We start from the raw sequence: 13,581 nt of genomic DNA on the forward strand, positions 1-13,581 counted from the left end.
TCCTCATCCGTTGATCGCCGCGACGATCTTCTTCGCCGCATCGTCAAGATCGTCTGCGGCCGTGATCGCGAGACCAGACTCGTTGAGGATCTTCTTGCCGAGCTCGACATTGGTGCCTTCGAGACGGACAACGAGTGGAACCTTGAGGCCGACTTCCTGCACCGCCGCGACCACGCCCTCGGCAATAACATCGCACTTCATGATGCCGCCGAAGATGTTGACGAGAATGCCTTCGACCTTGGGATCAGCCGTGATGATCTTGAACGCAGCCGCAACCTTCTCCTTGCCAGCGCCACCGCCGACGTCACAGAAGTTTGCCGGCTCCTTGCCGTAGAGCTTGATGATGTCCATGGTCGCCATGGCGAGACCGGCACCGTTGACCATGCAGCCGATGTTGCCATCAAGCGCCACATAGGCGAGGTCCCACTTCGAGGCTTCGATTTCCTTGGCATCTTCTTCGGTCTCGTCGCGCAGTGCCTTGACATCGTCATGGCGGAAGAGCGCGTTGCCGTCGAAGGAAACCTTGGCGTCGAGAACGCGCAGGTGACCGTTCTTCATCACGATCAGCGGGTTGATCTCGAGCAGCGACATGTCCTTCTCGTCAAAGGCCTTGTAGAGGATCGGGAACAGCGACTTGGCATCTTCGGCGGCCGCACCTTCAAGGGCGAGGGCCGAAACAATCTTGGCAATGTCGGCAGCCGTCACGCCGGTTGCCGGATCGATGGCGATCGTGTGGATCTTTTCCGGCGTGTCGTGGGCAACGGCTTCGATGTCCATGCCGCCTTCGGTGGAGACCACGAAGGCCACGCGGCCGACCGAGCGGTCAACCAGCAGCGAGCAATAGAGTTCGCGCTCGATGTCGGCACCGTCTTCGATATAGAGGCGGTTGACCTGCTTGCCGGCTTCGCCGGTCTGGGCGGTCACGAGCGTATTGCCGAGCATCTCCTTGGCATGGGAGACGACCTCGTCGATCGACTTGGCCAGGCGAACGCCGCCCTTGGCATCGGGGCCAAGTTCCTTGAACTTGCCCTTGCCGCGGCCGCCGGCATGGATCTGGCTCTTGACCACATAGAGCGGTCCCGGCAGCTTCTTGGCAGCGGCTTCGGCCTCTTCCACCTTCAGGATCGCCACACCTTCGGCGACCGGCGCACCATAGCCCTTGAGGAGGGCCTTGGCCTGATATTCATGAATGTTCATGTTGATCGTTCCTGTTTCAGGGTCGGCTTACTTGAGAGCCGGAGCGATGTTCATGCAGGCTTCGCAGAGGCCGGCAACGGCGCCGACGGACTTGTCGAAGGCAGCCTTTTCCGGAGCGTTGAGGTCGATTTCGATGATGCGTTCGACACCACCGGCACCGATCACGGTCGGAACGCCGACATACATGTCCTTGACGCCGTACTGGCCGGTCAGGTGAGCCGCGCAGGGCAGAACGCGCTTCTTGTCCTTGAGGAAGGATTCAGCCATCAGGATCGCGGACGCAGCCGGAGCGTAGTAGGCCGAGCCGGTCTTGAGCAGGCCGACGATTTCGGCGCCGCCATCACGGGTGCGCTGGATGATTTCTTCGAGGCGCTCCTTGGTGCACCAGCCCATTTCGACGAGGTCCGGAAGCGGAATGCCGCCGACGGTCGAATAACGTGCGAGCGGAACCATCGTGTCGCCATGGCCGCCGAGCACGAAGCCGGTGACATCTTCGACGGAGACGTTGAATTCCTGGGCGAGGAAGTAGCGGAAGCGGGCCGAGTCAAGCACGCCGGCCATGCCGACGACCATGTTCTTCGGCAGGCCCGAGAACTTCTGCAGGGCCCAGACCATCGCGTCGAGCGGGTTGGTGATGCAGATCACGAATGCGTTCGGTGCGTACTTCTTGATGCCGGCACCGACCTGTTCCATGACCTTGAGGTTGATGCCGAGAAGGTCGTCGCGGCTCATGCCCGGCTTGCGCGGCACGCCGGCGGTGACGATGCAGACATCGGCGCCTTCGATGGCGGCATAATCGCTCGCGCCCGAATAATTGGCGTTGAAGCCATCGACCGGCGAGGACTCGGCAATGTCGAGACCCTTGCCCTGCGGAATGCCATCAGCAATGTCGAACAGGACGACGTCGCCGAGTTCCTTCATGCCGGCGAGGTGAGCCAGCGTGCCGCCAATCATTCCCGAGCCGATGAGTGCGATTTTCTTACGCGCCATGGAAATCAATCCTTCGTTTGGTTGAACCGAGAGAGCACAGGCAACCATCCGCCTCCCTAGTTGGGGCGACGGATTAAACATAAAAAGTTAAAAATTCAACCGATAATTTTCAAGCGAGAAAATTCAATCGGTTAGAACAAGAAACTCTTACGTAAACGTCAAATAATTGGATGTATTTTCACGAGGAAACAGACCGATTCCCGGTCGCAGAGAGATAGTCTTCACTTCGCATTTCGAACAGGCGCGAAACTGTCCTGTCAAATTCGAAGCCTTCCGTCCCACGCCGGACCGGGAGAAGATCCTCTGGCATGGCTTCAGAAGAGGCGACAAGCCTGATCCCGGCATCGTAAAGCGCATCGACCAGAATGATGAACCGTTTGGTTTCGTTGCGCATTTCCGGTGTCATCACCGGGATGTTCTCGACGAAGAGCGTTGAATAGCGTTCTGCGATCGCAAGGAAATCGGCCGCGCCGAGCGGTGTGGCACAGAGATCGCGGAAGCTGAAACGGGCAGCATTTCCCGCCGCCATCGGGACCTCGATGAAGCGGCCCTGCCGTTCGATGCGGTCCGGATGGACTGTGTTTTTTGACGAAATTGCACGCCAGGCTTCGTCCATGCGCCTCTGGTTGGCATCGTTGAGCGGCGTCAGCCAGACCGGCAGGCTTTTGGTTTTCTCCATGCGGTAGTCGGTGTCGGTATCGAGGCTGACGATATCGGCATTGGCTTTCAGCAGAGTGATGAAGGGCAGGAAGAGTTGGCGGTTGAGACCATCCCGGTAAAGATTGTCCGGCTCGACATTGGAGGTGGCGATCAGAACACAGCCGCGCGCGAAGAGTTCGGTGAAGAGTCGTGACAGGATCATCGCATCGGCGATATCCGTCACCGTGAATTCGTCGAAGCAGAGAAGTACGGCTTCCTTGAACAGGGCTTCGGCTACCGGCGGTACGGGGTCGGCCTGCTTTGTTTCGCCGCGTTTCAACTTCTGGCGATGTTCGTGAATGCGCTGATGGACGTCAGCCATAAACTCATGGAAATGGGCGCGCCGCTTGCGCTCGATCGGTGCGAGCGAGAAGGTCATGTCCATGAGCATGGTCTTGCCGCGGCCGACGCTGCCGTGAATGTAGAGCCCGTGGATCGGATCGCCGGTGCGGCGCCGCTTGGCAAACAGCCAGCCGAGTGCGCTCGATTTCGACGCCTTGTGACGCGTGCGCAAGGCTTCGATGACGACATCGAGCTTGTGGGCAATCTCGAACTGGTTAGGGTCGCGGGTGATCTTGCCTTCCGCGACGAGGCAGCTCAGCTTTTCCTCGACGCTTGAGCTGTAGTCGGGGATGGCATCCATGAAATATCCGGTCGTGATGGAGGCGGATCAGCGCGACAGGCTGAGGGGCTGACCCGAAGCGAGCGATCCGTCATAACGATTGTCCGCGGTCTTGTAGAGGCGGCCGAGTGTATTGCCGTCACGATCCTTGAGAACGACCTGCTTGCCGGCGACTTCCCAGGACCCCATCATCTGCAACTCGCCTGAGCAGCCGCGGGTGCCGCCGCGCGAGCCGGATCCTAGGTTTGTCAGGGTCAGGAACATGTCGCAGTTCGCGCCGCCGGCATTGACCTTCCAGCCGCCGACCATCGTTTCCTTCTTGATGTCCATGGCTGTGGCCGGTGCGACATCGGTTGGCGTCTGGCCCAATGCGGGGTCGGTTACCGGCTTGGTCGGGAATTGCGAGGTGTCGGTCGCCGGATCCGGCAACTGGCCGGCTTCGACGGGAGCGACCGGTTGCGCCTCGAGCGGGGCGGGCCTGAGCGATGTGTCTGGCGTTTCCATGCGGTCGCTGCTGGCACAGCCGGCGACAAACACACCCACAGACAGGACCGCAGCCAAGCTGGAAATCCGCATTTCCCTCTCCTTCAAACACAAGCCGAGTTCTTCAAGAACCCGGCGAATATGGCGGAATTAGCGTAGATTGCCATGGTTAACAAGCCATTACTCTCCATGAGCGCCATGTGAGGGCACCGATCTGCCGTAGAATTCTTCGGCCTGTCGATAGCGATCCATCTGCTTTGAACGCACGTGGTCGGAAACACCAGGCGGCTTGGCTGCATAACGTTCAATGGTCATTCCAATGAATTGGGCGATTGCATCCGGGACTTTCCCTGAACCCATCTCGCGAGTCACTTTCTTCGCTTCGATCAAATCGTGGATTTCATTTCGCAGATCAGCGCTGATTTCAATGCCGTCAAGAAGGGCCGCGATGTCCATCGGTGGAAGCTGGTTGAAATTTCTCTCCTCAAGATATTTCAACGCCAACGCTGGCCGAAGCCCATAAAGAAGTTTCTTCCGCTTCGTTTCGGATAAGTCTTCCGGAACATGTCTCCTGACCAGGCCAATATAGTGTTGCGCCGTCAGTTCAACCGGGACGATGTCATTCAAGAGGTCTCGAAATGTGGCTAAAAAGCCAGGCGTTTCCCGATAGACAAGCGGTGAATGCGCCCATTCGGCAATGACGGCGTTTCCCTTGAGTGCGAGTTGCAGCGCCTTCCTCAAATCCCAGCCGCTTACATCGATATCGCCTTCGATCGGGAACTCGATCACATCCTTCTGAACCTGCAAGACGAAATGCTGTTCAGGAGGCCTGATGTAGACGAAGCGACAATCATAGTCGCTGTCAGGTGATGGAAATCCCCAAGCGCGGCTGCCGCTCTCAATAGCAAAAAGCAGGTTCACGCCATCGGCGCGAACCTGCTCCAGTCTTTGTTCGATCTCTCCCAGAGCAGCGGCGGAAAAGCCGCTCCGGATCAGATCGCTTTTCATCGGTCAGAACCGACGCTCGACCATCATCTTCTTGATTTCTGCGATCGCCTTGGCCGGATTGAGGCCCTTCGGGCAAGCCTGGGCGCAGTTCATGATCGTGTGGCAGCGATAGAGCCGGAACGGATCCTCGAGATTGTCGAGGCGCTCGCCCTTGGCTTCGTCACGGCTGTCGATCAGCCAGCGATAGGCCTGCAGCAGAACGGCGGGACCGAGATAGCGGTCGCCGTTCCACCAGTAGCTGGGGCAGGAGGTGGAACAGCAGGCGCAGAGAATGCACTCGTAGAGGCCGTCGAGCTTTTGGCGATCCTCGTGGCTCTGCTTCCATTCCTTGGCCGGCGTCGGCGATACCGTCTTCAGCCAGGGTTCGATCGAGCGATGCTGGGCATAGAAGTTGTTGAGGTCCGGGATCAGGTCCTTCACCACCGGCATATGCGGCAGCGGATAGATCTTCACCGTCCCCTTCACCTCATCCATGCCCTTGGTGCAGGCAAGCGTGTTGGTGCCGTCGATGTTCATGGCGCAGGAGCCGCAGATGCCTTCACGGCAGGAGCGACGGAAGGTCAGCGTCGGGTCGATCTTGTTCTTGATGTAGATGAGCGCATCGAGAACCATCGGGCCGCAATCATCGACATCGATGTAATAGGTATCGATGGTCGGGTTCTTGCCGTCGTCCGGCGACCAGCGGTAGATCCGGTATTCGCGCAGGTTCTTGGCGCCGGCCGGCTTCGGCCAGACCTTGCCTTCGGAGATCGTCGAGTTCTTCGGGAGAGCGAGTTCAACCATGGCGCTGCCTCAATATACACGAGCCTTCGGCGCGATCTTCTTGGGATCGATGCCGTCGGCAATCAGGTCGGTATGGACCGGGCGGTAGTCGAGCTTGACCTCGCCGGCATCGCTGACCCAGGCCAGCGTATGCTTGCGCCAGTTCTCGTCGTCACGGCCAGCGAACGGACCATCGGTATAGTCCTCGCGAGCATGAGAGCCACGGCTTTCCTTGCGGGCCTCGGCGCCATAGACGGTGGTGATGGCGTTTGCCATCAGGTTTTCGAGTTCCAGCGTTTCGACCAGATCCGAGTTCCAGATCAGCGAACGGTCGGTTACCTTGACGTCCGGCAGTTCCTTCCAGATCGCGGACATACGGCGGCAGCCGCTTTCGAGCGATTCCTGGGTGCGGAACACGGCTGCATCTTCCTGCATGGTGCGCTGCATCTTTTCGCGCAGCACAGCCGTGGGCGTCGAGCCGTTGGCATGACGCAGGCGGTCGAAGCGCTCCATGATCTTGTCGCAGGCAGCGACATTGAGCTGCGGCACCGGCTCGGCGCGGTTGATGACTTCACCGGCGCGAATGGCAGCGGCGCGGCCGAACACGACGAGGTCGATCAGCGAGTTGGAGCCCAGGCGATTGGCGCCATGCACCGAGGCGCAACCGGCTTCGCCGACGGCCATCAGGCCGGGTGCCAGACGCTCCGGGTTCTGGCTGTCGGCATTGAGCACTTCACCCCAGAAATTGGTCGGGATGCCGCCCATGTTGTAGTGCACGGTCGGCAGGACCGGGATCGGTTCGCGGGTCACATCAACGCCGGCGAAGATCTTGGCCGATTCCGAAATGCCCGGCAGCCGCTCATTGAGCACAGCCGGATCGAGATGGTCGAGATGCAGGAAGATGTGATCCTTGTTCTTGCCAACGCCGCGGCCTTCACGGATTTCCATCGTCATGCAACGCGATACGACGTCGCGCGAGGCGAGGTCCTTGGCGTTCGGCGCGTAGCGCTCCATGAAGCGCTCACCCTCGGAATTGACGAGGTAGCCGCCTTCGCCGCGGGCGCCTTCGGTGATCAGGCAGCCGGCGCCGTAGATGCCGGTCGGATGGAACTGCACGAACTCCATGTCCTGCAGGGGCAGGCCGGCACGAGCAACCATGCCACCACCGTCACCGGTGCAGGTATGGGCCGAGGTAGCCGAGAAGTAGGCGCGGCCATAGCCACCGGTCGCCAGCACGACCATCTTTGCCGAGAAGCGATGGATGGTGCCGTCATCGAGGTTCCAGGCGACGACGCCGGTGCAGCGACCGTCATTTTCCATGATCAGGTCGAGCGCGAAATACTCGATGAAGAATTCGGCATTGTTGCGCAGCGACTGGCCATAAAGCGTGTGCAGGATGGCGTGGCCGGTGCGGTCGGCGGCAGCGCAGGTGCGCTGTACGGGCGGGCCTTCGCCGTAATTCTGCATGTGGCCACCGAACGGGCGCTGGTAAATGCGACCGTCTTCGGTACGCGAGAAGGGAACGCCGTAATGCTCGAGCTCATAGACGGCCTTGGGAGCCTCCATGGCGAGATACTGCATGGCATCGACGTCACCGAGCCAGTCGGAACCCTTGACGGTGTCATAAAGGTGCCACTGCCAGGAGTCCGGCGTCATGTTCTTGAGCGAGGCGGCAATGCCGCCCTGGGCTGCGACGGTGTGCGAGCGGGTCGGGAACACCTTGGTGATGCAGGCGGTCTTGAAACCCTGTTCGGCCATGCCGAGCGTGGCGCGGAGGCCGGCGCCACCGGCACCGACGACGACGACGTCATAGACGTGATCGACATATTCGTAGGCCTTGCCGCCGGCGGCGGGAGTGGAAGCTGCTGCCATGACCATTATCCTGCAAAACCGATCTTGAGCACGGCGAACAGACAGAGCGCGCCGACCAGGACCGTAAAGAACGTGTTCAGCATCAGGAGGACCACTTTCTGGCCTTCATGATGCACATAGTCTTCGATAATCACCTGCATGCCGAGCCGCATATGAACGAGGCCCGAAATCACCACCAGGCCCATCAGAACGGCGACGAGCGGGTGGGAGAGAGCGGCGCGGACTTCCGCATAGGGCGCGCCGGCATAACAGATGATGAAACCGACAAAGAAGATCATTAGCGGCACGTTGGCAGCAGCCGTCAGGCGCTGGCGCCAGAAATGATCGGTGCCTTCCTTTGCCGAACCCAAGCCGCGAACCTTGCCGAGAGGCGTACGCATATCCATGGAATCTCTCCTAACTCAGCGAACCAGATAGCCGATGACCCAGAGCAGGATCGTCAGCACGATGGAGGTTGCAAAGGTTGCCTTGGCGAGGCGGGTGCTGAAATGCTTTTCGAACCCGTAGCCGAAGTCCCACATGAAATGGCGCAGGCCGCCCAGCATGTGCTGGATGAGAGCCCAGGTATAGCCGAACAGAATCAGCTTGCCGATGATGGAGCCGAAGACGGCATTGACGAGATCGAAATAGGGTTCGCCGGTTGCGGCGGCGATCAACCACCAGGCGACGAGAACGGTGCCGAAATACAACGCACCGCCAGTAATGCGGTGGATGATCGAGCTCATCATCGTCGGAATGGGCTTGTAAATCTGCAAATGAGGAGACAAAGGCCGGTTCTTAGCCGCGTTCGCCATCGTGAAACCTCCCAAGGGGCAAGCTGGGTCGCCAATATTTCAGGCAATGTCGTGGAACAATGTTGCAGCAGGACTGTGTGCATTGCGTCAAAACGGTGTTTAATCGTGCGATTGCGCCACCGCAAGCCCTGCGAAAGGCCAATTTCTGATTAAATCGATTATTTGCTCGGCAGCCTCAGCGCGCCGATGCCAAGATGTTAACGATAAATGAAGAATGGCCGGCGCTGGCCTGCATCCGGATTGCCGGATGGTGAATGCAGTGTTAACTTTTTGTTAACTTTCGTACTTGGTTTTCGGGATCCCTCATGTTCAAGCGTTTCGGGTTTCTTCTTGCAGTGGTTGCAATTTCCTTGTCGGCAGCACCTTTCGTTTCGCCGGCTGCGGAGCGGCACCGTAAAATCGTCAAGAATCGGCCGACAACGGTGGTTCACATCAACATCAGGGATCGCCGCCTGCCAAAGCGGCCCTATGGAACCTATTCGGGCAACGTCAATATCATTCAGGTTCCGGGGCTCGGCAGCTGGTCCTATGGCTATATCGGCCGGCTTCTTCGCCCGGCACTCGAAATCCCGAGCGCCAAGATCATCGATGTCGGTTCGGCCCTGACGAAAAGCCCCTGCTCCATGGAAGCTGGGGTCTGCGTCATTCGCCCCTGATCAACGGGCCTTCAGGATATCGTCGAGCGCGGCCACAAGGGCTGAACATTCAGCGTCTGTTCCGATCGAGATCCGCAGAAAATCAGCAATGCGCGGCTTGGCGAAATGGCGCACAAGTACCGCGCGATCCCGCAGCGCCTGCATGAGGGCAGCGCCGTCATGATCCGGATGGCGGGCGAAGACGAAATTGGCCTGCGAGGGAAGCACCTCGAAACCGCGCGCCTCAAGCTCGCCGATCAACTTGTCGCGCGAGGCGATGACCTTGCCGCAGGTCTCGACAAACCAGGCGCCATCCTCGATGGCTGCCGTCGCGGCGGCTTCCGCCAGCCGGTCGATCGGATAGGAATTGAAGGAATCCTTCACCCGTTCGAGCGCATCGATCAGCGGGCGCTGGCCGATGGCAAAACCAAGCCGCATGCCGGCCAGAGACCGGGATTTTGACAGGGTCTGGACGACAAGGACATTGTCGTATTTCCGGGTCAGCGGAACAGCGCTTTCGCCACCGAAATCAACATAGGCTTCGTCGATCACCACCGGAATATCGGGATGCGCGCGGACCAGATCTTCGATTTCCGCTAGCGGAAGACCGATGCCGGTGGGCGCATTGGGATTGGGCAGGATGATTGCGCCGAGATCGTCGCCATAGTCGGCCGTACGAATCCGGAATTGTTCATCGAGCGGCACGATCCGGGTTTCGATGCCGTAAAGCAGGCTGTAGACCGGATAGAAGGAATAGGTGATGTCGGGAAAGGCGAGCGGCTTTTCGTGCTTCAAGAGGCCCTGAAACACATGCGCCAGCACCTCATCGGAGCCGTTGCCAACAAAGACCTCCTCTATCGCGACGCCGAAGCGGTTCGCGATCGCCTGCCGGAGACCGGTCGAAACCGGATCCGGATAAAGCCGTAGCCGATCATCCGCGGCGGCCTTGATTGCGGCGATCGCTTTCGGTGAGGGCCCGTAGGGGTTTTCGTTGGTGTTGAGCTTGATGAGATTGGCAATGCGCGGCTGTTCACCTGCGACATAGGGTTTGAGCGTCGATACGATCGGCGACCAGAAGCGGCTCATTTCATTTTTCCCGTTCGGCAACATAGATGGCGAGTGCGCGCAGCATGGCGGCCTTTTCGCCATAGGGGGCGAGGAGCGTCTTGGCCTCCTCGATCAGCTCGCCGAGGCGCGCTTGGGTCCAGGCGATGCCATGGAGCGAAGGCAAGGTTCCCTTGCCGCGCGCGGCATCCTTGCCGGTGGCCTTGCCCAGGGTCGCGGCATCACTTGTGAGGTCGAGAAGATCGTCGCGCAACTGGAATGCCAGCCCGACCACTTCGCCGAACCGGCGCATGCGCAGGCGATCCGCTTCGGACGCGCCGGTGGCGATCGCACCGGCCTCGCAGGCAAAACGGATCAACGCCCCGGTCTTCATTGCCTGCAGTGTGATGATCTCGGCTTCACTCAGTTGGCGTGTCTCGGCCTCGAGATCCAGTGCCTGGCCGCCGGCCATGCCGCCGATACCGGCCGCCTGGGCAAGCGCAAGCACCAGGGATGCGCGGATCGAACCGTCGGCTGTGGTTTCCGGTGCGGCTGCGATTTCGAAAGCGATGGTGAGGAGGCTATCGCCTGCCAGGATCGCTGCGGCTTCGTCGAAAGCCTTGTGCACGGTGGGTTGGCCGCGGCGGGTGTCATCATCATCCATGGCCGGCAGATCGTCATGGATCAGCGAATAGCAATGAATGCATTCGAGCGCGGCGGCGACACGAAGTGCAGTCTCTTTCGGAGCGCCGAACAGGGCGGCCGATTCCAGCACGAGCGAGGGCCGCAGGCGTTTGCCGCCATTGAGCACGCCGTGGCGAATGGCCGCCATCAACCGCGGCGGTCTGGCGATCTCGCCGGGCCGGGAAATATCTGAGAGCAGATCTGCCAGCAGCGCTTCCACCGAAGCTGCGTTGGCCCTGATGCGATTGTGGAAATCTTCGTCCTGCATGATTGGCTCTTTGGCATGGGTGAAAAGGGCATGCAACGGGCAATCCTTGCCCGCGTTAACAATTATTGGTCAAGAAGCTGGCATTGAACCCGCCTTAAAGTTATGAAGGCTTCTGGAAGCAGGGATCGCCGGGGCCTTGAAATTTGGACGTCGCACAGGAAACAGAGATGCCAGTCATTCCGGCCGAATTCGGCCGCGATGCAGCACCTCTGGCCGCAAATGATGGCAGGACGGCGACGATGAAGCTCTGGATCCGTCGGATTGCGAAGGGCGTCGCTGCCCTTTTGGTCCTGCCCTACATCCTCATCCTGTTCTATGCCATCGGGTTTGTCCGACCGGTCTCGACGCTGATGCTGTGGGACCTTGCGACATTCCAGGGTTACGATCGCCGCTGGGTCGAGTTCGAGGACATTTCCCCTGCGCTGGTCCAGTCGGTCATGGTATCGGAAGACGGCCAGTTCTGTATGCATTCCGGCGTCGACTGGGTGCAGATGAACGGCGTCATTCAGGATGCGCTCGAAGGTGAAGCCACGCGCGGCGCCTCGACCATTCCGATGCAGACGGCCAAGAACCTTTTCCTCTGGAACGGTCGGTCCTTCATCCGCAAGGGGCTGGAACTGCCGCTGGCGCTAGGGGCCGATCTCGTCTGGTCGAAGAGGCGGCTGATGGAGATCTATCTCAATATCGCCGAATGGGGGCCGGGTATCTACGGGATCGAAGCTGCGGCGCAACACCATTTCAAGGTTTCGGCGAAAAAGCTGACGCGCAGACAGGCCGCACTTCTGGCCGTTTCGCTGCCCAATCCGATCACCCGCATCGCCTCCAAGCCCTCGCGCGGCATGAAGCGGCTCGCAAGCGTAATCGAAAGACGGGCCCGTGCTGCCGGTCCATATATCAAATGTCTTTATAGCTGACAGCAATTCAATGCGATTGTCCGGATGCTCTGGCCTGGTTTAATCTCTGGTCTGGTCAACCGAAAGAACGTCCATGCTCAAGCTCTATGTCGGCAACAAGAACTACTCGTCCTGGTCCATGCGCCCCTGGCTTGCGCTGAAGGCTGCAGGCATTCCCTTTACCGATGAGGTGATCCCGTTCGATTTTCCGGCGGGCAATCCCGCCATCCGCGCCATTTCTGAGACCGGTCGCGTTCCGCTTCTCATCGATGGTGATTTCAAGCTATGGGAATCGCTGGCGATCATCGAATATGTCGCCGAGCTCTTTCCGGAAAACGCTGTCTGGCCCTCGAACCGTAAGGACAGAGCGCTCGCCCGCGCCTATAGCATGGAAATGGCAACCGGCTTTCGCGGGATCCGCAATGCCTGCCCGATGAATCTCCGGCGACCGCAGAAGCCGATGCCGATCACGGACGAGATGCGACAGGACATCGACCGGATCGAAACGATCTGGCATCGCAGCCTGGCCAAGAGCGGTGGTCCCTATCTCTTTGGTAATTTTTCGGCAGTGGATGCGATGTTCGGTCCGGTGGTAAACCGGTTCGAGGCCTATTGCCTGACCGAACATCCTGTTTCGTTGGCCTATATCGCTGCGGTCAAGGCGCATCCCGCCTGGCAGGAATGGGCCGCTGACGCTGCCAAGGAATCATGGATCGTTCCGGAGGACGAGGCGTAATCGTTTGCTCACCCCAGTTTTTCAACAAATTTTCGTTGGGGGACTGGTCAAAGCCTCAGGGCGCATGTATAAGCGCGCCAAATTTTCCGGCATAAAACACAAGCCATATCCGGCCGTTCGGGCCGACCGGTGTGTTGCCCGGCCAAGATTGGAGTAAGAAAATGGCAGTACCGAAGAGAAAAACCAGCCCGTCCCGCCGTGGCATGCGCCGCTCCGCCGATGGCCTGAAGGCACCGACCTACGTCGAAGACAAGAACTCCGGCGAATTGCGCCGCCCGCACCATGTCGATCTGAAGACCGGCATGTATCGCGGCCGCCAGGTGCTGACGCCGAAGGAAAACGGCTGATCAAGCCGCAATGGTGTTTTGGAAAAGGCCGGTGTGAACCGGCCTTTTCTTTTGCGTTTCTGTTGACGCAACCTTGCTTTCGACCGACAACCGCTCCTAATCTGCGCACCGTCGCAAGATGCCAATCGGGACAGAACAATGTTTGCCATACCGCTGATGATCGTGCCGTTCGTTCTCTACAATCTGGCCATGTTCGGCCTGATGGGGCAGGGAGGTATCGCATCTCTCAATCGCGAGATCACGAGCGTTGCGATGATGTCCGGGACAACCTGGACCATGAGCCTCGGCGATCTTCTGATCGTGATCGGGCTTTTCGTGTTGTTGATCGAGATCTTCAAGGCGACACGACGCGCTTCGGCATCGATCCTCGATCACCTTCTGTCGATGCTGCTCTTCATCGTGTTTCTGGTCGAATTCCTGCTGGTCGGAAGTGCGGCGACCCAGATCTTCTTCATCCTGATGCTGATTGCGTTCATCGACGTGATCGCGGGCTTCATCATCTCGATCAAGTCCGCCAGCCGGGACGTTGCGATCGGCCTTTGATCGC

16 protein-coding genes are annotated in these 13,581 nt (G+C 59.4%); 5 read left to right on the plus strand and 11 right to left on the minus strand.

Translation table 11 applies throughout. The features are described 5' to 3' along the window. Positions 1-3: 3 nt before the first annotated feature. From sucC to sdhC, 9 genes are all read right to left on the minus strand, one after another. Complete coding sequence (sucC, locus tag Q4481_RS13150; RefSeq protein ID WP_304376830.1) at positions 4-1,197, minus strand: ADP-forming succinate--CoA ligase subunit beta; 1,194 nt, start codon at positions 1,195-1,197, stop codon at positions 4-6. Positions 1,198-1,224: 27 nt separating this feature from the next. Then, a complete protein-coding gene (gene mdh, locus Q4481_RS13155) occupies positions 1,225-2,187 on the minus strand; it encodes a malate dehydrogenase (RefSeq protein WP_304376831.1) in 963 nt (320 codons plus the stop codon). A 178-nt stretch (positions 2,188-2,365) separates the two neighbouring features. After that, positions 2,366-3,529, minus strand: coding sequence for a cell division protein ZapE (zapE, locus tag Q4481_RS13160; RefSeq protein ID WP_304376832.1), 1,164 nt, complete (start codon positions 3,527-3,529; stop codon positions 2,366-2,368). A gap of 27 nt (positions 3,530-3,556) precedes the next feature. Beyond that, positions 3,557-4,084: a protease inhibitor Inh/omp19 family protein gene (locus Q4481_RS13165; protein WP_304376833.1), complete on the minus strand. Its 528-nt coding sequence runs from the start codon at positions 4,082-4,084 to the stop codon at positions 3,557-3,559. Positions 4,085-4,171: 87 nt separating this feature from the next. After that, a complete protein-coding gene (locus Q4481_RS13170) occupies positions 4,172-4,999 on the minus strand; it encodes a nucleotidyltransferase domain-containing protein (RefSeq protein WP_304376834.1) in 828 nt (275 codons plus the stop codon). 3 nt (positions 5,000-5,002) lie between these two features. Beyond that, positions 5,003-5,782, minus strand: coding sequence for a succinate dehydrogenase iron-sulfur subunit (locus Q4481_RS13175; protein WP_304376835.1), 780 nt, complete (start codon positions 5,780-5,782; stop codon positions 5,003-5,005). Between the two features lie 9 nt (positions 5,783-5,791). Further along, positions 5,792-7,633 carry a succinate dehydrogenase flavoprotein subunit gene (sdhA, locus tag Q4481_RS13180; protein ID WP_304376836.1) on the minus strand — a complete coding sequence of 614 codons (1,842 nt, stop codon included), beginning with the start codon at positions 7,631-7,633 and terminating at the stop codon, positions 5,792-5,794. Between the two features lie 5 nt (positions 7,634-7,638). After that, positions 7,639-8,019 carry a succinate dehydrogenase, hydrophobic membrane anchor protein gene (sdhD, locus tag Q4481_RS13185; protein WP_304376837.1) on the minus strand — a complete coding sequence of 127 codons (381 nt, stop codon included), beginning with the start codon at positions 8,017-8,019 and terminating at the stop codon, positions 7,639-7,641. Between the two features lie 15 nt (positions 8,020-8,034). Further along, entirely contained in the window at positions 8,035-8,427 is a 393-nt protein-coding gene (gene sdhC / locus Q4481_RS13190) for a succinate dehydrogenase, cytochrome b556 subunit (protein WP_304376838.1), read from the minus strand. A 305-nt stretch (positions 8,428-8,732) separates the two neighbouring features. On the opposite strand from sdhC, the gene Q4481_RS13195 reads away from it, so the two are divergent. Next, positions 8,733-9,083 (plus strand): hypothetical protein, encoded by a 351-nt coding sequence (locus tag Q4481_RS13195; RefSeq protein ID WP_304376839.1) that lies wholly within the window; start codon positions 8,733-8,735, stop codon positions 9,081-9,083. Here Q4481_RS13195 and hisC read toward each other — a convergent pair whose 3' ends face one another. After that, entirely contained in the window at positions 9,084-10,148 is a 1,065-nt protein-coding gene (gene hisC / locus Q4481_RS13200) for a histidinol-phosphate transaminase (protein WP_304376840.1), read from the minus strand. 1 nt (position 10,149) lies between these two features. Further along, positions 10,150-11,058: a polyprenyl synthetase family protein gene (locus tag Q4481_RS13205; protein ID WP_304376841.1), complete on the minus strand. Its 909-nt coding sequence runs from the start codon at positions 11,056-11,058 to the stop codon at positions 10,150-10,152. Between the two features lie 239 nt (positions 11,059-11,297). On the opposite strand from Q4481_RS13205, the gene mtgA reads away from it, so the two are divergent. From mtgA to Q4481_RS13225, 4 genes are all read left to right on the plus strand, one after another. Further along, complete coding sequence (mtgA, locus tag Q4481_RS13210; protein WP_304376956.1) at positions 11,298-11,972, plus strand: monofunctional biosynthetic peptidoglycan transglycosylase; 675 nt, start codon at positions 11,298-11,300, stop codon at positions 11,970-11,972. 73 nt (positions 11,973-12,045) lie between these two features. Beyond that, positions 12,046-12,687 carry a glutathione S-transferase family protein gene (locus tag Q4481_RS13215; RefSeq protein ID WP_304376842.1) on the plus strand — a complete coding sequence of 214 codons (642 nt, stop codon included), beginning with the start codon at positions 12,046-12,048 and terminating at the stop codon, positions 12,685-12,687. Between the two features lie 161 nt (positions 12,688-12,848). Further along, positions 12,849-13,034 carry a 50S ribosomal protein L32 gene (gene rpmF, locus Q4481_RS13220; RefSeq protein WP_304376843.1) on the plus strand — a complete coding sequence of 62 codons (186 nt, stop codon included), beginning with the start codon at positions 12,849-12,851 and terminating at the stop codon, positions 13,032-13,034. A 138-nt stretch (positions 13,035-13,172) separates the two neighbouring features. Then, positions 13,173-13,577 carry a hypothetical protein gene (locus Q4481_RS13225; RefSeq protein ID WP_304376844.1) on the plus strand — a complete coding sequence of 135 codons (405 nt, stop codon included), beginning with the start codon at positions 13,173-13,175 and terminating at the stop codon, positions 13,575-13,577. The last annotated feature ends 4 nt before the right edge of the window (positions 13,578-13,581 follow it).

Source organism: Fluviirhizobium alvei (assembly GCF_030551875.1).
Lineage (GTDB): Bacteria > Pseudomonadota > Alphaproteobacteria > Rhizobiales > Rhizobiaceae > Rhizobium_E > Rhizobium_E alvei.

Bases quoted from the DNA above. Each gene is read 5' to 3' on its own strand.
- sucC (WP_304376830.1), bottom strand. From the start codon at position 1,197: ATGAACATTCATGAATATCAGGCCAAGGCCCTCCTCAAGGGCTATGGT.
- mdh (WP_304376831.1), bottom strand. From the start codon at position 2,187: ATGGCGCGTAAGAAAATCGCACTCATCGGCTCGGGAATGATTGGCGGC.
- zapE (WP_304376832.1), bottom strand. From the start codon at position 3,529: ATGGATGCCATCCCCGACTACAGCTCAAGCGTCGAGGAAAAGCTGAGC.
- Q4481_RS13165 (WP_304376833.1), bottom strand. From the start codon at position 4,084: ATGCGGATTTCCAGCTTGGCTGCGGTCCTGTCTGTGGGTGTGTTTGTC.
- Q4481_RS13170 (WP_304376834.1), bottom strand. From the start codon at position 4,999: ATGAAAAGCGATCTGATCCGGAGCGGCTTTTCCGCCGCTGCTCTGGGA.
- Q4481_RS13175 (WP_304376835.1), bottom strand. From the start codon at position 5,782: ATGGTTGAACTCGCTCTCCCGAAGAACTCGACGATCTCCGAAGGCAAG.
- sdhA (WP_304376836.1), bottom strand. From the start codon at position 7,633: ATGGCAGCAGCTTCCACTCCCGCCGCCGGCGGCAAGGCCTACGAATAT.
- sdhD (WP_304376837.1), bottom strand. From the start codon at position 8,019: ATGGATATGCGTACGCCTCTCGGCAAGGTTCGCGGCTTGGGTTCGGCA.
- sdhC (WP_304376838.1), bottom strand. From the start codon at position 8,427: ATGGCGAACGCGGCTAAGAACCGGCCTTTGTCTCCTCATTTGCAGATT.
- Q4481_RS13195 (WP_304376839.1), top strand. From the start codon at position 8,733: ATGTTCAAGCGTTTCGGGTTTCTTCTTGCAGTGGTTGCAATTTCCTTG.
- hisC (WP_304376840.1), bottom strand. From the start codon at position 10,148: ATGAGCCGCTTCTGGTCGCCGATCGTATCGACGCTCAAACCCTATGTC.
- Q4481_RS13205 (WP_304376841.1), bottom strand. From the start codon at position 11,058: ATGCAGGACGAAGATTTCCACAATCGCATCAGGGCCAACGCAGCTTCG.
- mtgA (WP_304376956.1), top strand. From the start codon at position 11,298: ATGAAGCTCTGGATCCGTCGGATTGCGAAGGGCGTCGCTGCCCTTTTG.
- Q4481_RS13215 (WP_304376842.1), top strand. From the start codon at position 12,046: ATGCTCAAGCTCTATGTCGGCAACAAGAACTACTCGTCCTGGTCCATG.
- rpmF (WP_304376843.1), top strand. From the start codon at position 12,849: ATGGCAGTACCGAAGAGAAAAACCAGCCCGTCCCGCCGTGGCATGCGC.
- Q4481_RS13225 (WP_304376844.1), top strand. From the start codon at position 13,173: ATGTTTGCCATACCGCTGATGATCGTGCCGTTCGTTCTCTACAATCTG.